This is a genomic window from Streptosporangium roseum DSM 43021 (assembly GCF_000024865.1).
GTDB classification, from domain to species: domain Bacteria; phylum Actinomycetota; class Actinomycetes; order Streptosporangiales; family Streptosporangiaceae; genus Streptosporangium; species Streptosporangium roseum.
Genome location: NC_013595.1, coordinates 6,714,599 through 6,735,884 on the forward strand (window position 1 = coordinate 6,714,599; position 21,286 = coordinate 6,735,884).

Annotated in this window: 18 protein-coding genes; 7 read left to right on the forward strand and 11 right to left on the reverse strand. The window is 72.0% G+C overall.

Annotated features, from left to right (window positions below; translation table 11 throughout):
* Positions 1-87: 87 nt before the first annotated feature.
* The 5 genes from SROS_RS29540 to pgsA form a co-directional block, all read right to left on the reverse strand.
* Positions 88-1,101, reverse strand: coding sequence for a DUF3048 domain-containing protein (locus SROS_RS29540; RefSeq protein ID WP_012892588.1), 1,014 nt, complete (start codon positions 1,099-1,101; stop codon positions 88-90).
* Positions 1,102-1,219: 118 nt separating this feature from the next.
* Positions 1,220-1,759, reverse strand: coding sequence for a hypothetical protein (locus SROS_RS29545; protein WP_012892589.1), 540 nt, complete (start codon positions 1,757-1,759; stop codon positions 1,220-1,222).
* Positions 1,756-2,883, reverse strand: a complete 1,128-nt coding sequence (locus SROS_RS29550; protein ID WP_012892590.1) for a glycosyltransferase family 4 protein — start codon at positions 2,881-2,883, stop codon at positions 1,756-1,758. The genes SROS_RS29545 and SROS_RS29550 overlap by 4 nt, the downstream gene beginning before the upstream one ends.
* Positions 2,884-2,971: 88 nt before the next feature.
* On the reverse strand, positions 2,972-3,886 hold the full coding sequence (locus tag SROS_RS29555) for a phosphatidylinositol mannoside acyltransferase (protein ID WP_012892591.1): 915 nt from the start codon (positions 3,884-3,886) through the stop codon (positions 2,972-2,974).
* Between the two features lie 11 nt (positions 3,887-3,897).
* Positions 3,898-4,515: a phosphatidylinositol phosphate synthase gene (gene pgsA / locus SROS_RS29560; RefSeq protein WP_012892592.1), complete on the reverse strand. Its 618-nt coding sequence runs from the start codon at positions 4,513-4,515 to the stop codon at positions 3,898-3,900.
* Positions 4,516-4,711: 196 nt separating this feature from the next.
* Between pgsA and SROS_RS29565 the strand changes: the two genes are divergently transcribed.
* The 3 genes from SROS_RS29565 (at position 4,712) to SROS_RS29575 (ending at position 10,975) form a co-directional block, all read left to right on the forward strand.
* On the forward strand, positions 4,712-6,844 hold the full coding sequence (locus tag SROS_RS29565) for an elongation factor G-like protein EF-G2 (RefSeq protein ID WP_012892593.1): 2,133 nt from the start codon (positions 4,712-4,714) through the stop codon (positions 6,842-6,844).
* Between the two features lie 128 nt (positions 6,845-6,972).
* Positions 6,973-8,574, forward strand: coding sequence for a glycoside hydrolase family 10-like protein (locus SROS_RS29570; RefSeq protein WP_012892594.1), 1,602 nt, complete (start codon positions 6,973-6,975; stop codon positions 8,572-8,574).
* Between the two features lie 283 nt (positions 8,575-8,857).
* Positions 8,858-10,975 (forward strand): hypothetical protein, encoded by a 2,118-nt coding sequence (locus SROS_RS29575; protein ID WP_012892595.1) that lies wholly within the window; start codon positions 8,858-8,860, stop codon positions 10,973-10,975.
* Here the strand turns inward: SROS_RS29575 and SROS_RS29580 are convergent.
* A complete protein-coding gene (locus SROS_RS29580; protein WP_218919714.1) occupies positions 10,918-11,469 on the reverse strand; it encodes an HIT family protein in 552 nt (183 codons plus the stop codon). The genes SROS_RS29575 and SROS_RS29580 overlap by 58 nt on opposite strands.
* Before the next feature lie 150 nt (positions 11,470-11,619).
* On the opposite strand from SROS_RS29580, the gene SROS_RS29585 reads away from it, so the two are divergent.
* Positions 11,620-12,198 carry an Asp23/Gls24 family envelope stress response protein gene (locus SROS_RS29585; protein WP_012892597.1) on the forward strand — a complete coding sequence of 193 codons (579 nt, stop codon included), beginning with the start codon at positions 11,620-11,622 and terminating at the stop codon, positions 12,196-12,198.
* Positions 12,199-12,393: 195 nt separating this feature from the next.
* Here SROS_RS29585 and thrS read toward each other — a convergent pair whose 3' ends face one another.
* Positions 12,394-14,373 carry a threonine--tRNA ligase gene (gene thrS / locus SROS_RS29590; protein WP_012892598.1) on the reverse strand — a complete coding sequence of 660 codons (1,980 nt, stop codon included), beginning with the start codon at positions 14,371-14,373 and terminating at the stop codon, positions 12,394-12,396.
* A gap of 58 nt (positions 14,374-14,431) precedes the next feature.
* Positions 14,432-15,049: a glycoside hydrolase family 25 protein gene (locus SROS_RS29595; RefSeq protein ID WP_169369400.1), complete on the reverse strand. Its 618-nt coding sequence runs from the start codon at positions 15,047-15,049 to the stop codon at positions 14,432-14,434.
* Positions 15,050-15,143: 94 nt separating this feature from the next.
* On the opposite strand from SROS_RS29595, the gene dapD reads away from it, so the two are divergent.
* The 3 genes from dapD to SROS_RS29610 all read left to right on the forward strand — a co-directional run bounded on the left by dapD (position 15,144) and on the right by SROS_RS29610 (position 17,382).
* Positions 15,144-16,121 carry a 2,3,4,5-tetrahydropyridine-2,6-dicarboxylate N-succinyltransferase gene (gene dapD / locus SROS_RS29600; RefSeq protein ID WP_012892599.1) on the forward strand — a complete coding sequence of 326 codons (978 nt, stop codon included), beginning with the start codon at positions 15,144-15,146 and terminating at the stop codon, positions 16,119-16,121.
* A 140-nt stretch (positions 16,122-16,261) separates the two neighbouring features.
* Positions 16,262-16,729 (forward strand): cupin domain-containing protein, encoded by a 468-nt coding sequence (locus SROS_RS46290; RefSeq protein ID WP_012892600.1) that lies wholly within the window; start codon positions 16,262-16,264, stop codon positions 16,727-16,729.
* 38 nt (positions 16,730-16,767) lie between these two features.
* On the forward strand, positions 16,768-17,382 hold the full coding sequence (locus SROS_RS29610) for a hypothetical protein (RefSeq protein WP_012892601.1): 615 nt from the start codon (positions 16,768-16,770) through the stop codon (positions 17,380-17,382).
* 65 nt (positions 17,383-17,447) lie between these two features.
* On the opposite strand, the gene SROS_RS29615 is transcribed toward SROS_RS29610, so the two are convergent.
* From SROS_RS29615 to SROS_RS29625, 3 genes are all read right to left on the reverse strand, one after another.
* Positions 17,448-18,077 carry a response regulator gene (locus SROS_RS29615; RefSeq protein ID WP_012892602.1) on the reverse strand — a complete coding sequence of 210 codons (630 nt, stop codon included), beginning with the start codon at positions 18,075-18,077 and terminating at the stop codon, positions 17,448-17,450.
* 40 nt (positions 18,078-18,117) lie between these two features.
* Entirely contained in the window at positions 18,118-19,329 is a 1,212-nt protein-coding gene (locus tag SROS_RS29620; RefSeq protein WP_012892603.1) for a sensor histidine kinase, read from the reverse strand.
* A gap of 171 nt (positions 19,330-19,500) precedes the next feature.
* Positions 19,501-21,255 carry an acyl-CoA dehydrogenase family protein gene (locus tag SROS_RS29625; RefSeq protein WP_012892604.1) on the reverse strand — a complete coding sequence of 585 codons (1,755 nt, stop codon included), beginning with the start codon at positions 21,253-21,255 and terminating at the stop codon, positions 19,501-19,503.
* Positions 21,256-21,286 lie beyond the last annotated feature (31 nt).

The window sequence follows — 21,286 nt, forward strand, 5'->3', positions numbered from 1 at the left end:
ACACGACAACTTGTCGCCATCGGGCGATCTTCTTGGACATCGTGTACGGCGGGAGCGCCGGCAGGCCGGCGGCGGCGGGCCCGGAGGTCAGGGGATGACGGGTTTGCGGGCGGCCAGGACGACCCACACCTGCCCGGGGGCGAAGTTCATCGGCTCCCCCGCGTCGGTGGTGAAGACGGTGCCGTCCTCCTCCGTCTCACGCGACCACCTGGCCTTGAAGGCCTTGCCGTCGCGGAGCACGATCGCGCTGCCCTTGCCGGTGCTGTGCACCAGGGGCGTGTAGCTCTGGTTCTTGTCGTGGAACTCCGAGCGCTCGGTCTTGGTGTACTGCACGACGATCGTCGGCGCGCCGAGCTGGCCGCCTTCGGCCGCCATGTCCTTCTCGCCGTCCTGCCAGATCAGCCACTTGCCGGCGGCCTCCGACCAGCCGAAGGTGAAGCGGGCGGCCGGATATTTCACGCTGAACATCTTCTTGGGCACGCCCCCCTCGGGGGCGTCGCCGAAGGTGAAGCCGACGTCCTTGGCCTTGGTCGCCTTGGGTGCCTGGGCGAGCAGTTCCTTGGTGTTGGCGAACAGGTTGTAGGGCGCGTAACGGCCGGGCTGGCGGAAGTAGGCGCCCGGCGCCCGGCTGTCGGAGACGTCGAACAGCGACGACTGCGCGATGATCGGAAGCATCTTGGTCTGCGCGCCCGAGTAGGCGAAGGCGGGCTTGCCGAACTGCGGCACGATGTGCAGGTCGGAGATCCGGGCGCTGCGGACCGGGCCGATCTTGGGCGGGATCTTCGAGGAGAAGATCGCCATCAGGCGCGTCAGACCCGCCTCGACCTGTTCGACGTAGACGATGTCGGCGCTCTTGAGGCCGAGCTGCGGCTTGCCCGCCGAGGTGTTCTCGATCTTCGCCGCGAGCACGGCCCTGCGGGCGGCCCCGGGCAGGCCGGTGAAGGGATGGGCCGGCTCGGGGGTCGGGGTCGCCTCCGCGGGCGGAGCGGTGGCCGCCTGCGGGTTCTTCCCTGGGGCCGGCTCATCGGAGGAACAGGCCGCGGCCGGAGCCAGAACGGCGACTCCCGCCAGCGTGACGGCGATCATCCGGGGCACCCGCACGGCTCATCTCCTCAAATCGGCCATGAAACGCCCAAGAGCTTACCTGTGCCCGACTTGCCGGATACCCCCCTTTGTGTGCGTCCTATTCACCCGACCGATATCTGGCCGTCTGCGCGCCCTATTCGGCGGCGAGGGCCTGCGGGGGCGTGTCGTCGATCTCGAAGAAGTCCGGATACTCCGTGTGCCCGGCCAGTCGCAGCGTGCGCGCGAGCCAGCGGCGCTGGGCCGCGCGGGTCACGCCGACCGCGTTGTTGTAGAAGCGGCGCGAGTAGAGCACCTTGGCCACCGCGGCGCCGAGCTCCTCCAGCAGGTCGGGGCCCGCCGGGGTGGCGGCCACCCGGTCGCGGAAGCGCTCCTGGTCGACCACCGCCCGCAGGGTGCGCGACAGGTCGCTCTCGGCGTGCTCGCGCTCCTCGGGCCCCGCCGTACGGGCCTCGTGGGCCGCCGCGGCCAGCACCAGGCTCGTCGCCGGGTCCAGGACGCGGGACGCCGCCAGTTCCAGGCAGACGGCGGTCCGCCGTACCAGGGCGGCGTCCAGGGACTCGCGGGCCAGCTCCAGCCGGATGTGGAGCCGGTCCAGCCGGCCCGCCCGCCAGGAGATGTAGACGGCGGTGAGCAGCACGATCGCACCCACCACCAGGATCAGCGTGGTGGTCACGGCGTGTCGTCCTCCTCCACCCCGGCCGTGCTGGCCACGGTCTCGTATACGCGCAGGACGTCGCGGGCGACCGTGGACCAGTCGTACTTCCGGACGGCCTGGCGGGCCTCCTGCGACAGCTTGGCCCGGCGTTCGGGGGCGTCGAGCAGGGCGGCGGCCTCGCGGGCGAGCGACCCGGCGTCGCCGGTCTCGAACAGCGCCCCGGCCTGGCCGTCGTCGAGCACCTTGCGGAAGGCCGGGATGTCGCTGGCCAGGATCGCGGCCCCGGCCGACATCGCCTCGGTGAGCACGATGCCGAAGCTCTCACCGCCCAGGTTGGGCGCGCAGAACACGTCGACCGAGTGGTAGGCGCGGACCTTGTCCTCCTCGCTGACCATGCCGAGCAGGCCGATCCTGTCGTGGAAGCGGGCCGGGACCTTCTCCAGCACCTCGCCGGCGTCGCCGGGCCCGGCGATGAGCAGGCGCAGCCCGGGCCGCTCGGCCGCCAGCAGGGTGAACGCCTCCAGTAGCACCGGCAGGCCCTTGCGGGGCTCGTCCATCCGGCCGAGGAAGCCGATCACCTCACCCTCGTCCCAGCCCGGCAGCGGCTCCGCCTCGCTGTAGCGGCTGACCGTCACCCCGTTCGGGATGAGCACGGCGTCGCCGCCGATGAACTCGACCAGGGTCTTCCTGGCCGCGTCCGACACCGCGATCCGGGCGGTGATCTTCTCCAGCGCGCTCGTGATCACGGGCGACGCGACCGAGAACGCGCGGGAACGGCCGTAGGAGGCGTGGAAGGTGCCCACGATCGGCCCTCTGGCCACCCAGCAGGCGAGCAGGCCCACCGAGGGGATGAACGGTTCGTGCACGTGCAGCACGTCGAAGCGGCCCTCGCGCACCCAGCGGCGCACCCGGTTGGCCGACAGGAACCCGAACGACATCCTGGCCACCGACCCGTTGAAGGGGACGGGGACCGCACGGCCGACCGAGGTCACGTACGGCGGCAGCGACGCGTCGTCGCCCGCCGGCGCGATCACCTGAACCTGGTGACCGTCCTCCATCAGCGCCTCGGCGAGGTCGCGGATGTGCACCTGCACCCCGCCCGGCACGTCCCACATGTAGGGACAGACGATGCCGACCCTCATTGCTCTTCCACCGTCCCTCGTCCGCCTCGCGGAGAGCCTGCTCCGTCGTGCCCCCTCCGCTCACCGTGCCGGGCCCGGCCGCGCCTGCTCATCCGCGGGGCTCCAGATCCTCAAGCCAGAGCCGCTGGAGCATGTGCCAGTCTTCCGGGTGCTCGGTGATGCCCTTCTCGAAGACCGTGGCCAGGTCCTGCATGACGGCGGCCACCTTCTCCTTGCGGGTGCCCTCGGCGGGGACCGCGATCTCCTGGTGGAACTGCAGGCCCCAGTCGCGCCCCTCGAAGTAGAGGATCGCCGGGATCAGGGCGGCTCCGGTGTGCACCGCCAGCAGTCCGGGACCGGCGGGCATGCGCGTGGCCGAGCCGAAGAACTGCACCTCGACGCCCTTGGCGGTCAGGTCGCGCTCGGCGGGCAGGGCTACCGGGCGGCCGGCCCGCAGCCGCTGCGCCAGGGTGCCGAAGGTGTGGCTCTCCCCGCCGGTGAGCGGCAGCACCTCCATGCCCAGCCCCTGGCGGAAGGCGGTGTAGCGGTGGAACAGCGACTCTGGCCTGAGCCGCTCGGCGACGGTGGTGAACGGGTGCCCCTTGGCGACGAACCAGGCGCCCGCCTGGTCCCAGTTTCCCATGTGCGGCAGGGCCAGCACCACGCCCCGCCCCTTGGCCAGGTTGTCGTAGACCTGCTCGTCGCCGACGACCTTCATCCGGGAGAGGATCTCCTCGGCGGGCATGGAGGGCAGCCGGAACACCTCGTGGAAGTAGCGGAAGTAGGAGCGCATGCCCTCGCGGCTCAGCTCCCGGATCGCCGGATCGTCCGGCGAGGTGCCCCTGACCCGGGCGAGGTTGGACTCCAGGCGGCGGACCGAGCCGCCGTGGCGCTTCCAGAGCCGGTCGGCGGCCTTGCGGAAGGCCCAGGCGGTGAGCCGTTCGGGGAGGCGGGGCACGAGCGTCCAGCCGGCGCCGAACCCGGCGGCGACGAGACGATCCTGCAAGGACGGCTTGTCGGTCATCGCTCTCCCGATCAGCGGAGGGTCTGGGGCGGGACGGAGACGGCCTGGCGGTGGACGTGCAGCAGGCGCTGAGCGACGGTGACCGCGCTGGCGGCGGCGAGCAGCCAGAGCCCGGCGGCCAGGATGTAGGGCACGCCGAGGCCGCCGAGACCGGCGGAGACCAGGCCGACGACCAGGCGCTCGGGCCGTTCCGCGAGGCCGACGTCGCACGTCAGGCCCAGCCCCTCGGCCCTGGCCTTGACGTAGGACACCACCGCGCCCGCCACGAGGCAGAACAGCGCGACCCCGGCCAGCACCGGCTGGTCGCTCACCATGAACCAGATCACCAGCCCGGAGAAGATCCCGGCGTCGCCCACCCGGTCGAGGGTGGAGTCGAGGAAGGCGCCCCAGACGCTTCCCTGCCCGACCATCCTGGCCATGACCCCGTCGAGAAGGTCGGCCAGCACGAAAAACGTGATCACCACCGTGCCGGGGAACAACTCTCCCCGGGGGTAGAAGAAGAGGGCTGCGGCGACGGTGCCGAGCGTGCCGACCGCGGTGACCACGTTGGGGCTGATCCCTCGGCGGGCGAGTGCCCTGCCCAGGGGGGTCAAGACTCGGGTTACGGCGGGGCGCAGAAGTTTCAGCATCGCGCTCTGATCGTAGGCCAATCCGCTTGTGAGCGTGCATCCAACGCTCCGCAAGCGGTTTGGCCCGGAGCTCTTGTGATATTCGCCACATGGGTATTTGGTGAACAGACCGCGTCCTCGCAGTGGACGGACGCGGCAGCGGACCCGAGGGTGTGGCCGCACCTGGCCGCGCTCCGGCAACGACGCGGGAGGCGACGTGGCAGAGAAAGCAACCGGCGGGGCAGCGGGAGCCGCGGGGAGGGCACCTGCGGCCGACCGGCCGGACATGGTCAGGAATGTCGTGCTGGTCGGCCATTCCGGCGCGGGGAAGACGACGCTCGTGGAGGCGCTTCTGGCCGCTACCCGGACCGTCCAGCGGCCCGGCCGGGTCGAGGACGGCACCACGGTCAGCGACTTCGACGAGGTCGAGGTGCGCCAGCAGCGCTCGGTGAACCTGACCGTCGCCCCGATGGTCCACAACGACATCAAGATCAACCTACTGGACACCCCCGGCTACGCCGACTTCGTCGGCGACCTGCGCGCCGGGCTGCGCGCGGCCGACGCGGCGCTGTTCGTGGTCTCGGCGTCCGAGGGCGTGGACGGCCTGACGCGGATGCTGTGGGAGGAGTGCGCGACGGTCGGGATGCCGCGGGCGGTCGTGATCACGAAGATCGACCACCAGCGGGCCGACTTCGAGGAGGCCCTCACCGCCTGCCAGGACCTCTTCGGCGAGGGAGTGGCCCCGCTGTACCTGCCGGTGGTCACCAACGGCCGGATGAACGGCCTGATCGGGCTGCTGACCCAGAAGTTCTACAACTACGCCACCGGGACCCGGACCGAGAACGCCCCGGGGCCCTCCTACGAGGACCAGATCGAGCAGTACCGCGGCGCCCTGATCGAGGGGATCATCCAGGAGAGCGAGGACGAGTCCCTGATGGACCGTTACCTCTCCGGGGAGGAGATCGACACCAAGGTCCTCATCGACGACCTGGAGAAGGCGGTCGCGCGCGGCGGCTTCTACCCGGTGCTCGCCACCGGGACCGGCGTGGGCGCGACGGAGGTCCTCGAACTCATCACCCAGGGCTTCCCCTCCCCCCTGGAGCACCCGATGCCGGAGATCACCGAGATCGGCGGCGCGCCGGTCGCCGGCATCACCTGCGACCCCGACGGACCGCTGGTGGCCGAGGTCGTCAAGACCACCAGCGACCCCTACGTGGGCCGGATCAGCCTGGTGCGGGTGTTCTCCGGGACGCTGCGCCCGGACATGACCGTCCACGTCTCCGGGCACGGCATGGCCGACCGCGGCCACGAGGACCACGACGTGGACGAGCGCATCGGCGCGCTGTCCTCGCCCCTGGGCAAGCTGCAGCGGACGACCGGCAAATGCGTGGCCGGCGACATCGTGGCGGTGGCCAAGCTGTCGCGCGCGGAGACCGGCGACACCCTTTCCGACAAGGACCGGCCGCTGCTGATGACCTCCTGGACGATGCCCGATCCGCTGCTGCCGGTGGCGATCCAGGCCAGGTCCAAGGCGGACGACGACAAACTGGGCCAGGCGCTGCAGCGGCTGGTCGCCGAGGACCCCACGCTCCGGCTGGAGAACAACGCCGAGACCCGGCAGCTCGTGCTGTGGTGCATGGGCGAGGCCCACGCCGACGTGCTGCTGGACCGGCTGAGCAAGCGGCACGGCGTCGAGGTGGAGAAGATCGAGCTGCGGGTCCCGCTCCGGGAGACCTTCGGCGGCAGGTGCCAGGCGCTGGGACGCAACGTCAAACAGACCGGCGGTCACGGGCAGTTCGCCATCTGCCATCTGGAGGTCGAGCCCCTGCCCTCCGGCGAGGGCTTCGAGTTCGTGGACAAGATCGTCGGTGGTGTGGTCCCGCGCCAGTTCATCCCCTCGGTGGAGAAGGGCGTCCGCACCCAGATGCAGCGCGGCGTGGTGGCCGGCTATCCCATGGTGGACGTGCGGGTGACGCTGTACGACGGCAAGGCCCACTCGGTCGACTCCTCCGACATGGCTTTCCAGATCGCCGGGGCCCTCGCGCTGAAGGAGGCCGCGGCCAAGGTGCCGACCCTGCTGCTGGAACCGGTCGACGAGGTGGCCGTGCTGGTCTCCGACGACCACGTCGGCGCCGTGATGTCCGACCTGTCCTCCCGCCGCGGCCGGGTCCTCGGCACCGAGCAGGTCGGCATCGGCCGTACCCTCGTCCGGGCCGAGGTGCCCGAGCTGGAGATCACCCGCTACGCCATCGATCTGAGATCGATGTCACACGGCACGGGGACGTTCCAGCGCACCTTCCTGCGTTATGAGCCGCTCCCGGCCCACCTGGTGGACAAGGTCGCCGGTTGATCGCCCCGGGGAGGCGTGAAGCATCCGGCTCACGCCTCCCAAAAAGTTCCCCACGTAACGGTGACGTCACGAAACGATTTCTTTTTTCCGGCCAAAGCACGCCGGTCCCGATGCCACACTGAGGAACCATGCGAACCGGACGCCCTTTGCTCGCCGCCGCCGCCCTCGCCGTCGCCACCACCGGCGCCGCCTACGCCTTCGGCCCGGATGCCCAGGTGACCAAGCCCACGGCACTCAAGCGCGCGCCCGGCGCCACCACCACCACGACCTCCGAGACGACCGCGGCCTCCCGGACGACGTCGTGCACCACCGACGTGAGGTATCCCAAGCGGCAGCTGCGCGGCGTCTGGATCGCCACGGTGAAGAACATCGACTGGCCCTCGCGGACCGGGCTCTCCGCCGCCAAGCAGCAGGCCGAATACGTCAGGATCCTCGACAACGCGGTCAAGCGCCGCCTCAACGCGGTGTTCGTCCAGGTCCGGCCCGCCTCCGACGCCCTCTACAAGTCGTCGCTGGAGCCCTGGTCGAAGTTCCTGACCGGTACGGCCGGCAAGGACCCGGGCTGGGACCCGCTGCCCTTCCTGGTCGCCGAGGCCCACAAGCGCGGGCTGGAGTTCCACGCCTGGTTCAACCCCTACCGCGCCTCCTACGACGGCGACGTGAGCAAGCTCCCGGCCGACCACCCGGCCCGGGTCCACCCCGACTGGATCGTCAAGCACGAGGGCCTGGTCTACTACAACCCGGGCCTGCCCGCGGTCCGCGACCACGTCACCTCGGTCATCACGGACGTGGTCAAGCGCTACGACGTCGACGGGGTCCACTTCGACGACTACTTCTACCCCTACCCGGGCGGGAGCGCGCAGTTCGCCGACGGCGCCGCCTTCAGGAAGTACGGCAAGGGCGAGAAGCTGGCCGACTGGCGCCGCTCCAACGTCGACAAGCTGATCGCGCAGGTCGACGAGGCCGTGCACGGAACGAAGCAGCACGTGAAGTTCGGCATCAGCCCCTTCGGGATCTGGCGCAACAAGGCCCAGGACCCCACCGGCTCGGCCACCGCGGGCATGTCGGCCTACGACTCCATCTACGCCGACGCCCGTCACTGGATCCGCAAGGGCACGGTCGACTACGTCGCGCCGCAGCTCTACTGGCCGAGCGGTTTCAAGGCCGCCGACTACGACGTGCTGATGCCGTGGTGGGCGAAGGAGGTCAAGGGCACCGACGTGCACCTCTACATCGGACAGGCCCTCTACCGGGTCGGCAGCACCGACACCCCCGCCTGGACCAGGCCCGGCGAGCTGCCCTCGCACCTCACCAAGAACCGCAAGCACAAGCAGGTCAAGGGCGACGTCTACTTCAACGCCAAGCAGCTGCTGACCAACCCGCTGGGCGTGCTGGACCTGATCATCAAGGACCACTACTCCCACCCCGCGCTGCTGCCCCTGATGAAGGACCGCGGCGGCCAGGCGCCCGCCCAGCCCGCCGACGTGAAGATCCAGGGCACGGCGCTCAGCTGGAAGGGCTCTCCCGGCGCCGCCTCCTACGCCGTCTACCAGATCCCCTCCGGCAAGGTCGGCGAGTGCGCCACCGCCGATGCCCGCAACCTCGTCGCGGTCGTCCCCGCGGCGGGCGGCGACCGGCAGTCCTTCCCCGCCTCGGGCGGCGGCGCCTACCTCGTCAGCGCCCTGGACCGCCTGCACAACGAGAGCGCCCCCGCCAAGGCCGCGCCCTGAGCCGGCTCCCCCGGGGCTCCCGGACCCCGGGGGACAGCGCTGACACCCGCCTCCCCCGGGCCGCCGGATCCCGGGGGAACAGCGCTGACACCTGCCTCCCTCCGAGCCGCCGCATCCCGGGGGCGCCGCTGAGCTGAGCCGACATCCGCGCCCCCTGTGCCGGCCGGGCGCCGGGGGCACCGAACCGCCCCACCCGACACGGAAGCCGATCAACGGATCCGCTGGACGGGGGGACAATGTTCCCCTACGGTGCCAACATTTGGCGAGGTCGGGGAGGTCACCGGTGAGGCAGACGCTTGCCGCGTTAGCGCTGGTCCTGAGCGTTCTGTGGCCGACGGCGGCGCAGGCCGCCGCGCCCGCGGGCGGGCGGGTGGCGCTGATCGGGGTTCCCGGACTGCAGTGGAGCGATCTCAGCCCCGAGAGCACGCCCAACCTGTGGCGGCTGGCCGGGCAGAGCGCGGTCGGCTCGCTGTCGGTGCGCGCGGTCGGCCGGGTGACGTGCCCCTACGACGGATGGCTGACGGTGTCGGCCGGGACCAGGTCCGCGGTCGGCTACGGCTGCGGGCTCCCACCGGAGCCCGTCCCCGGCACGGCCGGCGCGGTCATCCCCGACTACGCCTACCTGCACCAGGTCGCCCGGCAGAAGAACGCCGGGACGCTCGGCGAGGCCGTGCACGCCGCCGGGGAGTGCACCTCCGCTGTCGGCCCCGGCGCGGCGCTGGCACTGGCCGACCGGACGGGGAAGGTGGACCGCTACGCCCCCTCCCCCGAACGGATCGGCCCCGGCGCGCTCACCGCGTGCCGGGTGATCGCCGTGGACGTGGACGACCTGATCAGGCCCTACGTGACGGACGGGCGGCTGCCCGCGGTGGAGGAGAGCCTCACCCCGCCGCAGCGGGCGGCGGCGCTGCGGCTGGCCGACGCCAAGGCGGGGGCGGTGCTGGACGCCCTGCCCCAGGACGTCACCGTGCTGCTGGCGGGCCTGGCCGACCACGGGGCCGTTCCGCACCTGCGCGCCGCCATGATGCGCGCCGCGGACACCTCGGGCCGGTTCCTGGGGGCGGCCTCCACCCACCGCGAGGACGTCACGATCCTGCCCGACATCACCGCCACGATGCTCGCGGTGACGGGCATCCCCACGCCGGTGACCGTGATCGGGGCGCCCTGGCAGGCGGGCGGGAGCCGCACCGGCGGCACGGAGGCGGCGCGGACCGCGCTGATGAACGCCGACGTGGCCGGGCAGACGATCAGGAACGTGGGCGGGATCTTCTTCACCACCGTCGCCGCGCTCCAGGTCCTCTTCTACCTCACCGCGTTCCTGCTGCTACGCCGCGGGCGCGGGCTCGCCGAGATCCGGGTGGCGGCGCTGGCGCTGGCGTCCGTTCCCGTGTCGACCTACCTGGTCAACCTCCTTCCCTGGCACCACAGCGGGACACCGGTGCTCGCCCTGATCGGCGGGATCGCCGGTGCGGCGCTGCTGCTGGCCGCGGTGGCGCTGGCCGGCCCGTGGCGGCGCAACCCGCTCGGGCCGCTGGCCCTCGTGGCGGGGGTCACCGCGGCGGTGCTCGCCGGCGACCTGCTGACAGGCACGACCCTGCAGCTCAACAGCGTGATGGGATACACCGCCGTGGTCGGTGCCCGCTACTACGGGCTGGGCAACATCCCGTTCGCGCTGTTCGCCACCTCGGTGCTGCTGCTGGCCACCGCGATCGCGCACCGGCTGGCGGGCCGGGGCCGCAGGACTGCGGCGGTCGCCGTCGTGGCCGTGCTGGGGTGCTCGGCGATGATCCTGGGCGGCTGGCCGGGGGTGGGCAGCGACTTCGGCGGCGTGATCGCGTTCGTGCCGGGCATCGCGGTCACCGCCCTGCTGATCGCGGGCAGGCGGGTCTCGGTGGTCAAGCTGGGCGCGTTCTGCGTGGCGGGCGGCGTCACCGTGATGGCCATCGCCTACCTCGACTACATGCGCCCGCCGGGCTCCCAGACGCATCTGGGCCGCTTCGTCGGCCAGGTGTTCACCGGCGAGGCGATGGAGGTGATCGGCCGCAAGCTGGGGGCGATGCTGGGCACGCTGCTCAGCCCCAACCTGATGCCGATCGTGATCGCCGCGGCCGCGTTCCTGGTCTACGCGCTGCTGCGGCCGGGGGCGGCCAGCGCCGGGGTCCTCCCTGCCGCGTTCGGCCACTCCCCCGCGCTGCGGGCCGGCCTGATCGGCACCCTGGTCAGCGGGGTCGTCGGCATGCTGGTCAACGACTCGGGCGCGGCCGTGCTGTCCATGGCGCTCGCCCTGGGGGTGCCGCTCACGCTGTCGGTGGGCGTCAGGGTCCTCCGCGACGGCGCGGGCCGCTACGGCGACGCGGGCCAGGAATCGGCGAGCAGCTCCCTGGTGTCGCGGAGCAGCTGAGGCAGCACCCTGGTGTGGCCGACCACCGGCATGAAGTTGGTGTCCCCGCCCCAGCGGGGCACCACGTGCTGGTGCAGGTGGGCGGCGATGCCCGCGCCCGCCACGCCGCCGAGGTTCATTCCCACGTTGAAGCCCTGCGCGCCGCTGGCCTTGCGCAGGGCGGCCAGCGCCCGCTTGGTGAAGTCGGCGAGCTCGGCGGTCTCGCCGTCGTCCAGGTCCGCGTAGTCCGCGACGTGCCGGTAGGGGCAGACCATCAGGTGGCCGGAGTTGTACGGGTAGAGGTTGAGCACCGCGAAGACCGAGCGGCCCCGGGCGATGATCAACCCGTCCTCGTCGCTCATCGCGGGGATCTCGCAGAAGGGGCAGCCGTCGTCCGGGCCCGGCCCCGTCGGCTTGTTCGTCCCCTTGATGTAGGCCATCCGGTGAGGAGTCCAGAGTCTTTCGAACGCGTCCGGCGTCCCTGCCCCCTGCTGCGCCTCTGGCTCTTCGTTCATGGCGATCAGCATATTGCCAAGCGGATTTGTTCGGTTTGGCGACTCCTGTCAGAGTGCCCGGGGTGCCCGCGGGCGGCCGCGGCGAACAAAAGGTGCAGATTTCCGGCAGAATCCCAGCGAGCGTGACCATCAACAGCCGAGGAGCACCCCATGACCGACGTCTCCGTCGAGGACATCACCGAGGAGACCGACTCTCCCGCTGAGACGACCACCGCCGCCCGCCCGTTCTCCCTGAGCCTGTCCACCTCCTCCATCCCCTCCACGCCTCCCATCACCATCCCCTCGGTGCCCCCCGTGGCGCCTGTGGCCTCCGCGGCCGATCCGGAGCCGGTCGCCGAGGCGGTCGCCGCGGCCGTGGTCAAGGGACGGATCAAGGTGGCCGACGAGGTCGTGGAGAAGGTCGCCGCCCTCGCCGCCCTCGAGGTGGCCGGCGTCGCCGACCTGGGCTCGGGTCTCACGGACGCGGTGGTGCCGATCCGCGAGCGCGCCGGCGCCAGGCGCGGCCCCCGGGGCGTGAGCGCCCACGTCCAGGACCGCACGGTCGCGGTGGACGTGGCGATCGTGGCGGAGTACGGCCACGTGGTCATGGACGTGGCCAACGAGGTCAAGACGAACGTGGCCCGCACGGTCAGCCGGATGCTGGGCATGCGGGTCGTCGAGGTCAACGTCAACGTGGACGACGTGCGCCTGCCCGGCGAGGACCACCCGGAGGCGCCTGCCGAGCCCTGAGAGAGCCCAGGCCACCCGGTACGGCGGGCCGCCGCGTTCAGGCCCGCCGCCCCGGCGGCGGCCTCAGACGGGCCTACGGCGGACCGTCCCGGCCGGACCCGCCCACCCCGGAGCGGACCTCCGGACAGCGGTACGGCGGGCCGCCGCGGCGGCCCGCCGTACTCCCCGTGACAGATCAGACCGGATCGGCCCGGGTCAGACCTGGATGCGACGCTCGATCGCGTCGACGATCTCGTTGATCGCCTCGTCGACCGGCACGCCGTTCTTCTGCTCACCGTTGCGGAAACGGAAGGAGACCGCGCCGTTGGCGATGTCCTCGTCGCCCGCCAGGAGCATGAACGGCACCTTCGACTTCTGCGCGTTGCGGATCTTCTTCTGCATCCGGTCGTCGGAGGCGTCCACCTCGATCCGGATGCCCCGCTCGCGAGCCCTCTTGGCCACGTCCTGCAGGTAGGACGCGTGAGCCTCGGCGATCGGGATGCCGACGACCTGGACCGGGGCGAGCCAGGGGGGGAAGGCGCCGGCGTAGTGCTCGGTGAGGACGCCGAGGAAGCGCTCGATCGACCCGAACAGCGCCCGGTGGATCATGACGGGCGTCTGCCGGCTGCCGTCGGCGGCCTGGTATTCGAGCTCGAACCGCTTGGGCTGGTTGAGGTCGAGCTGGATGGTGGACAGCTGCCAGGTACGGCCGATCGCGTCCTTGGCCTGCACCGAGATCTTGGGGCCGTAGAAGGCCGCGCCGCCCGGGTCGTCGACCAGTTCGAGCCCCGACTCCAGGGCCGTCTGGCGCAGCGCGTCGGTGGCCTCGTCCCAGTCGGCCGGATCACCGATGAACTTGTCGGAGTCGTCGCGGGTGGACAGCTCCAGGTAGAACTCCGACAGGCCGAAGTCGCGCAGCACGCTGAGCACGAAGGTGAGCAGACTCTTGATCTCGCCGACCATCTGCTCCCGGGTGCAGTAGATGTGCGAGTCGTCCTGCGTCATGCCGCGCACCCGGGTCAGGCCGTGGACGACGCCCGACTTCTCGTAGCGGTAGACGGAGCCGAACTCGCACAGCCGCAGCGGCAGCTCACGGTAGGACCGCCCGCGCGCCCGGAAGATCAGATTGTGCATCGGGCAGTTCATCGGCTTGACGCGGTATTCGACCCCCTCCAGCTCGAAGGGCGGGAACATGTCCTCGGCGTACCAGGGCAGGTGACCGGAGGTCTCGAACAGCTGCGACTTGGTGATGTGCGGGGTGTTGACGAACTCGTAGCCCGCCTCGCCCTGCCGCCTGCGCATGTAGTCTTCCATCTCCTTGCGGATGATCCCGCCCTTGGGATGGAAGACCGGCAGGCCGCTGCCCAGCTCGGACGGGAAGCTGAACAGGTCCAGCTCGGCGCCCAGCCTGCGGTGGTCGCGCTTCTCGGCCTCCTCCAGCATGTGGAGGTATTCGTCCTGCTTGTCGCGCGACTCCCAGGCGGTGCCGTAGATCCGCTGGAGCTGCGGGTTCTTCTCGCTGCCCCGCCAGTAGGCGCCGCCGGAGCGCATCAGCTTGAAGGCCGGGATGGACCGGGTGGTCGGCACGTGCGGGCCGCGGCACAGGTCCTTCCAGCACAGGTCGCCGGTCTTCGGGTCGAGGTTGTCGTAGATGGTCAGCTCGGCGCCGCCCACCTCGACGTCGGCCCCGTCCGCCTGCGCGCCGGCACCGCCCTTGAGGCCGATGAGCTCCAGCTTGTACGGCTCGGCCGCCAGCTCCTCGAGCGCGTCCTCGTCGGAGACGGGCCGGCGGGAGAAGATCTGCCCCTGCTTGACGATCTCGCGCATGCGCTTCTCGACGCGCTTGAGATCCTCGGGGGTGAACGGGTTCTTGACGTCGAAGTCGTAGTAGAAGCCGTTGTCGACCGGCGGGCCGATGCCCAGCTTCGCCTCGGGGAACAGCTCCTGGACGGCCTGGGCCATCACGTGGGCGGTGGAGTGGCGCACGATCGCCCGGCCGTCGGGGCTGCCGACCTCGACCGGCTCGACCTCGTCCCCCTCGGCCACGCGGGCCGCCAGGTCCCTCAGCTCGCCGTTCGCGCGGGCGGCGACCACGGAGCGGCCGTCGGCCTGGAGCGCTTCGCCGTACGTCGTGCCCTCCGCCACCACACGCTCGGCTCCGGCGAGGGTGATACGAAGTTCTGGCACGGCGGACACGATGACTCCCTGAAAGACGGCGACATTTAGGTCTGGCCATCGATGCTACCGGTGTCCGCTACAGGATATCTCTGAGGTTGCGGCGCCGGCGGTAGCCGAGCGAGGTGAGATCGGCCCGGGTGCCCCGGAAGACGTTGCGGTCCACGGGGACGTTGGAGTGCTGGTGGATGGTCCACCTGTCCCACGGCCCCGGCACATCCGGCCTGCCCCGCGGGTCGTCGGGCGCGGCGATCCAGAGGGGGTATTCCTCCAGCCCGGCGCAGTTGCCGTTCAGCGCGAACGTCAGGAAGGTGTAGATCACCGGACGCACCCCGGCCTGGGCGGTGACCGCCTGGCACCAGCGGCGGGCGAAGCCGGCCACCCGGCGGGCGGGCAGGTGGTCGTTGGTCTCCAGGTCGAGGGCGAGCAGGTCGCCGCGGCGCATGCCGCCCGCCCGCTCCACGGCCCGCAGGAAGTGCCCCGCCTGCGACTCGGGATCGCCGGCGGGGCGGGCGAAGTGGTAGGCCCCGCAGACCATCCAGTTCTCCCGCATGCCGGTCCAGTTCCTGCCGAACCACCTGTCGGTGAAGGTGCTTCCCTCCGTCGCCTTGGCGAAAGCGAAGGAGACCCCGTTGTTGGCATGGCGGTCCCAGTCGACGGCGCCCTGCCAGTTCGACACATCGATGCCACGCAACATGGCGGCCACGCTAATGACCCCGGCGACACGCGCACACGTCCAACCCTCCCTCGGCGTACTGCCATTGCACCGGCTTTGACTAGGCTTGGTCGGCGTGAACGCAGCAGCACAGACATCAGGCGCCCACGGTGCCGGCATCGCGACCATCACTCCGGACGGGACGGTGCTCGACACCTGGTTCCCCTCCCCCCGACTGGGTGAGCCCTCCACTCCGGGCACCAGGCGGCTGACCCCGGAGGAGGCCGTCGAGGCGCTCGGCTCCGCGGTCGCCGCCCTGCTGGGCCCGGACGAGGACCGCGGTGTGGAGGTGGTCGCGGTCCACACCGGGATCGCCAAGCTGTCGGAGCCGCCCGCCGACGCCCACGACGCCTACCTCCGCCTCCACCTGCTGTCGGCCCGCCTCGTCCAGCCGCACGGCCAGAGCCTGGACGGGCTGTTCGGCGTGCTGAGCAACGTGGTGTGGACCAACCACGGCCCGTGCCCGGTCGAGGGCTTCGAGTCGGTACGGCTGCGCCTGCGGGCCCGCGGCCAGGTGACCGTCTACGGCGTGGACAAGTTCCCCCGGATGGTCGACTACGTGGTGCCCTCCGGCGTCCGGATCGCCGAGGCCGACCGCGTCCGCCTCGGCGCGCACCTGGCCACCGGCACGACCGTGATGCACGAGGGCTTCGTCAACTTCAACGCCGGCACGCTCGGCGCCTCCATGGTCGAGGGGCGCATCTCGGCGGGCGTGGTGGTGGGCGACGGCTCCGACGTGGGCGGCGGCGCCTCGATCATGGGCACCCTGTCCGGCGGCGGCAAGCAGGTCATCTCCATCGGCAGTCGCTGCCTGCTGGGCGCCAACAGCGGCGTCGGCATCTCCCTCGGCGACGACTGCGTCGTGGAGGCCGGCCTCTACGTCACCGCCGGGACCAAGGTCGCCCTCCCCGACGGCCGGACCGTCAAGGCCGCCGAGCTCTCCGGCGCCTCCGGTCTGCTGTTCCGCCGCAACTCCACCACCGGCGCCGTCGAGGTCGTGTCCCGCCAGGGCACCGGCGTGGAGCTCAACAGCGCCCTGCACGCCAACGACTGAGCCCGCCGGGGCCGCGCGTCCTGACCGCGCGCCGTTCTCCGGCGCCCCGGCACGGTGAGCTGGACGGTTATCCGCGCGTCACCGGCGCACACGGAAGTGCGTTCTTCCGCCATCGCCTCCCGGCGGGGAGGCTGATGCTCATGGCAATCATCGACACGCCCGACTACCTGCCCTTTCCCGAGAGCGATCCGGACAACTACAAGCCGGGGTCGTCCATGTGGGCCGTGATGGACCCCGTCTCCCCCGACGGGGACTACGTCAAGGATCTCGTCGTCGGCTTCGAGCGGCTCGCCTCCGGCGAGGGCATCCCGCTCCACATCCACACCACCGAGGAACTGCTGATCATCGACGAGGGCGAGGCCGAGGCCCGCCTGGGCGATGAGCGGCGTGTCGTCGGCCCCGGTACGGTGATCTTCGTTCCCGCGGGGACCCCGCACGGCTTCCGCAACCTGTCCGGCGGCGTCGTGCGCCTGCACGCCGTGGTGGGCCGGCACATCGTCGGCACCCAGATGCTGGACCGCCTCCCCCGGCCCGGCACCGAGGGGCAGCCGCCCCAACCCGCCAGGATCGACGACTTCCGGAAGTTCATCTCGGAGCCGCGCACCTGACAGGCTTGTGCCACGGACCCTGTGGCGATGGGAGTGGAATGACCGGTCGGGATGCGGCGCACGGCGAGAGGGACACGACGGCGCTCGCGCGGTGGGTCACCGGACTGTTCGCGCCCCAGGTGCTGGTCATCGCGCTGCCTCCGGCCGTCGGGCTGGTGGCGGACGGCTGGCCGGGCGCCGGGTGGGGGCTGGTGGCGTCGGCGCTGTGCGGCGGGATCCCCGCCGGGGTGATCCTGGCCGGCGTCCGCTCCGGGCGGCTGGACTCCCATCACCTGGTCGACCGGGCGAGCCGGACGAAGCCGCTGCTGGTGGCGGTCATGGCGGTGCTCGTCACGCTGGTGCTGCTGGCCTCCCTGGGCGCGCCCCGGCTGTTGGTCGCCACGGTGACAGCGATGCTGGCCGCGCTCGCGCTGACGGTCCCGATCACCCTCAGATGGAAGATCTCCTTCCACGCGGCGGTGTCGGCGGGCACCGTGGTGGTGCTGGCCCAGGTGCTGCCCGCCGCCCCGACCCTCGTGGCGGGCATGCTGATCGTGGCGACGGTGTGCTGGGCCCGGGTGCGGCTCAGGCACCACACACCCGCCCAGGTCGCCGCCGGGGCCGTCGTCGGCGCCGGCTCGGCCTGGGCGGCCCTGAGCGCCTTCGGCCTCTGATCTCCCCCGGGGGCCGCGGAAGGCCCGCGAGGGCCCGCCTGGCCGCCATGGAGCCGGAGGCCGGCTCATCCGCGGAGATAGGCGAGGACGGCGAGGACCCGGCGGTGGTCGTCCCCGGCCGGAGGGAGGTCGAGTTTGGCGAGGATGCTCGCGATGTGCTTGGCCACCGCGGCCTCGGTGACCACGAGGGTCCGGGCGATGGCGGCGTTCGAGCGGCCTTCGGCGATGAGGGCGAGCACCTCGCGCTCCCTGGGGGTGAGGCGCAGCAGCGGGTCGCGACGGCGCGTCAGCAGCTGCCTGACCACCTCGGGATCGACGACGGTGCCGCCGGCGGCCACCCGGTCCAGGGCGTCGGCGAACTCCTTGACATGGCCGATCCGGTCCTTGAGCAGGTAGCCGACGCCGGCGTCCATGAGCTCGGCGACATAGGCCTGCTGGACGTAGTGGCTGAGGACCAGCACCGGCAGGCCGGGCCGCCTGGCACGCAGGGTGACGGCGGCGCGCAGTCCCTCGTCGGTGAATCCGGGCGGCATCCGCACGTCGGTGACCACGATGTCGGGCGCGTGTTCCTCGACGGCGGCGATCAGCGAGGGCGCGTCGCCGACGGCGGCGGCCACGGTGTGGCCGAAGCGCTCCAGCAGGCCGACCAGCCCCTCCCGGAGCAGGACCGCGTCCTCGGCCAGGACTACCCGCACGGGACCTCCACCCACCACGGCGACGAGCCGCCGGCCGGGACTACGCACATGGGATCTCCACCCTCAGTGTGGTCGGCCCTCCGGCCGGACTGGACAGTGACATCGTGCCGCTGAGCACCGCGACCCGGTCGGCCAGCCCGGCCAACCCGGTGCCCGAGACCGGATCGGCTCCGCCCTCGCCGTCGTCGCTGATCTCCATCACCAGGCTCTCCCGCGTGAGGCGGCCGCGTATCAGGCAGCGGGCGGCTCGGCTGTGCTTCGCCACGTTGGCGAGCGCCTCGCTGACCACGAAGTAGGCGGTCGTCTCGGTCGCCGCGGGCAGCCGCCGCGCGAGCACGATGTCCACCTCCACCGGGACCGGTGAGCGCCCGGCCACGTCAAGCACCGCCTCGGGCAGCCCGAGGTCGGTGAGGATCCGCGGGTGCACCCCGCGGATCAGCTCCCGCAGCTCGGCCAGGGCCCGCATGGCCTCCTCGTGCGCCTCGGCGACCCGCTCCGCGGCCGGGGAACCGGGCTCCAGGTCGAGCTGGGCCATGCCGAGCTTCAGCGTCAGCGCGACCAGCCGCTGCTGGGCGCCGTCGTGCAGGTCCCGCTCGATCCTGCGCCGTTCGATCTCGAAGGCGTCGACCAGTCGGGCCCGGGACCGGACGACCTCGGCCAGCTCGGGGTCGGGAGACCCGAGGAGCGCCCTGGCCATGGTGGCGCGGGCCCCGGCCCAGGCGGTGATCGGGTAGGCGGCGGTCGGCATGATCACCGCTCCGGCCAGGGCCAGGGGCAGGCTGAGGGACAGGGGCGTGTCCGGCTGGAGCGGCGCGGTGAGCAGCACGCCCGGGAGCACGCCGCCGACGCCGATCGCCCCCAGGTCGACCCACCACAGCGCGAGGACCGAGAGCAGTGCGTAGCCGGCCTCGCGCCAGGTGGCCTGCTCCCGCAGCCGGGTGCGCAGCCAGCCGCGAGGGCCGGGAGCGCCGGGCCGTTCGTGCGGGTCGGCGGCAGGCACCCCGTCGACCAGCCGCAGCCGCCACCGCTCGAAGCGGCCCGCCACCAGCCCGCCGGGCACGGCGGCGACCGCCGCCAGCGCCACGGCGGCCATCACTCCGGCGGTGAGCGCGACGTAGACCACCAGGGACGCGACGACGCCGAACACCGCGCCCGACAGCAGGTACGCCAGCGAGCGCCACGGCCACGCCGACCGCAGGAAGCGCAGCGGCCGCCCGGCGAGGGCCTGCAGGGCGTTGCGGGGGTGGTGCACGGTCCGACGTTATCGGTGATCCGGACCGGCGACGGCGGTGCCGGAGGGAGTCCCGCCGGGGTATCGGCGACCGGCCCGCTCCCGGCCCGGCCCATGATGACGGCTGAGGCGGCGGGGCGCGGGCTCCCTCGCGCCGGTCACGGCGGGGCGCGGGCGTCCGTGGGGGCCGGGTCAGGGCCGGTCGTCGGCGAAGGCGCCGTCGGCGAGGTCCTTGAACCGTTCGAGGTCCTCGGCGGCGTGGTCGATGCCGCGCAACGGGCCCTGGTCGGCGAGGTGGGCGCGGGCGTAGAGGCGGGCGACCAGTGCCTTGCGGTCGGCGCCGAGCTCGCGGCGCTCCCATCCGGCCTGCTCCAGCAGCAGCGCGGCGGCGTAGACGTCGGCCATGAACTGCGCCAGCGGGAAGAGCCTGGCCTCGGCGGTGACCGGGTCGAGGCCGCGCCACCGGCCCAGGGCCTCGCGCAGCCGGTCGATCCGGTCCGACACCAGCAGCGCGGTGGGGTCGTCACCGGGCGGCGCATGCCGTACGGCCTCCGCCAGCCGGTCGAAGAACGGCAGGTGCTGGTCCTTCTTGACGGCCCGGCGCACGTCCAGGCAGAGGATGTTGTCCCCGCCCTCCCAGATCGGGTTGACCTGGGCGTCGCGCAGGATGCGGGCGACCGGCCACTGCTCGATGTAGCCGTTGCCGCCGTGCACCTCGATCGCGTCGCTGGCCGCGGTGACGCCCAGGCGGGCGGCCCTGAGCTTGATCAGGGCCGGGCCGAGCCGCAGCCTGGTGTGGAACCCGTCGAACACCAGCGCCTGGGCCGCCTCGACCTCGACGATCAGCTCGGCCAGTTTGCGGCGCATGAGCGGCTGGTCGATGAGGGCGGCGCCGAAGGCCTCGCGGCTGCGGGCGTAGCAGAGCGACTCGACCAGGGCGCGCCGGGCACAGCTCAGGCCCATCGTGGCGATCCCGAGCCGGGCGCCGTTGGTCAGCTCCATCATCCGGCCCAGGCCCTTGCCGTCGCCGGTGCCGGTGCTCTCCGGTGCCAGCAGGAACGCCTCGGCATCGGTGAACTCGATCTCCGCCGAGGCCACCGACCTGGTGCCCAGCTTGTCCTTGAGCCTGCGGACCCGGATGCCGTTGTGGCCGCCGTCGCGGCGCTCGCGCAGCACGAGGAAGGGCGCGACGCCCCGGCTGCCGTCGGGGCCGCCCTCGGCCTTGGCCAGCACCACGAAGGCGGAGCCGTTGGCGTTGGAAGCGAACCACTTCAGGCCGTTCAGCCGCCAGGCGTCCCCCGCCGGGGTGGCCGTGGACTCCAGGGCGGCGAGGTCGGAGCCGCCGGTGCGCTCGGTGAACATCTGCGCGGCCTCGCCGGAGAACATCCCGTCCGCGAAGATCTCCCGGACCCGTTCCTTGACGTCCTGGGGGGCGAAGGCCTCGGCCATGAGCACCACCATGTCGCCACCGGTGCCGAGCGCGCAGCCCATCCCGATGTCGGCCTGGTAGAGCAGGTAGTTCCAGGCCAGCCCCATGGTCACCGGGTCGGCGCCGGCGGCCTTGGCCTCCCGCGCGAACTCCGGGCGGGTGAAGGAGCCCGCGACCAGCTCGCGGCGGGCCGCCTCGAAGGAGGGCGGCATGACGATCCGGCTGACGTCGTGGCCCCACCGGTCGTACCTCTCCAGCCGGGGCGGGTTCCGGTCGGTCTCCTCGGCGTGTTCGAGGATGGGGCCGCCCATCAGCGCACCCGCCCGTTCCAGGTGGGGGGCCGCCCATTCCAGGGCGCCGGCGCCGAGGTGGCGGTGCATCAGGAAGCGCAGCGTGGGGTCGGAGCCGTACCAGTTGAGGCCGGCCGCGCCCCGGTAGCGCTCGGTGGCGTAACGCCGGGCCTTGTCCGGGCCGCCGAAGGGCAGCCGGTCGACCGGCTCTATGAGGTAGGAAGCCATGCCTGGACATTACGCTTCTCCGACACATGGA

Excerpts from the sequence above, each read along its gene's own strand:
- SROS_RS29625 (WP_012892604.1), bottom strand. The coding sequence starts at position 21,255 with ATGGCTTCCTACCTCATAGAGCCGGTCGACCGGCTGCCCTTCGGCGGC.
- SROS_RS46290 (WP_012892600.1), top strand. The coding sequence starts at position 16,262 with ATGGCAATCATCGACACGCCCGACTACCTGCCCTTTCCCGAGAGCGAT.
- SROS_RS29555 (WP_012892591.1), bottom strand. The coding sequence starts at position 3,886 with ATGACCGACAAGCCGTCCTTGCAGGATCGTCTCGTCGCCGCCGGGTTC.
- SROS_RS29595 (WP_169369400.1), bottom strand. The coding sequence starts at position 15,049 with ATGTTGCGTGGCATCGATGTGTCGAACTGGCAGGGCGCCGTCGACTGG.
- SROS_RS29570 (WP_012892594.1), top strand. The coding sequence starts at position 6,973 with ATGCGAACCGGACGCCCTTTGCTCGCCGCCGCCGCCCTCGCCGTCGCC.
- SROS_RS29550 (WP_012892590.1), bottom strand. The coding sequence starts at position 2,883 with ATGAGGGTCGGCATCGTCTGTCCCTACATGTGGGACGTGCCGGGCGGG.
- pgsA (WP_012892592.1), bottom strand. The coding sequence starts at position 4,515 with ATGCTGAAACTTCTGCGCCCCGCCGTAACCCGAGTCTTGACCCCCCTG.
- SROS_RS29585 (WP_012892597.1), top strand. The coding sequence starts at position 11,620 with ATGACCGACGTCTCCGTCGAGGACATCACCGAGGAGACCGACTCTCCC.
- SROS_RS29580 (WP_218919714.1), bottom strand. The coding sequence starts at position 11,469 with ATGAACGAAGAGCCAGAGGCGCAGCAGGGGGCAGGGACGCCGGACGCG.
- SROS_RS29610 (WP_012892601.1), top strand. The coding sequence starts at position 16,768 with ATGACCGGTCGGGATGCGGCGCACGGCGAGAGGGACACGACGGCGCTC.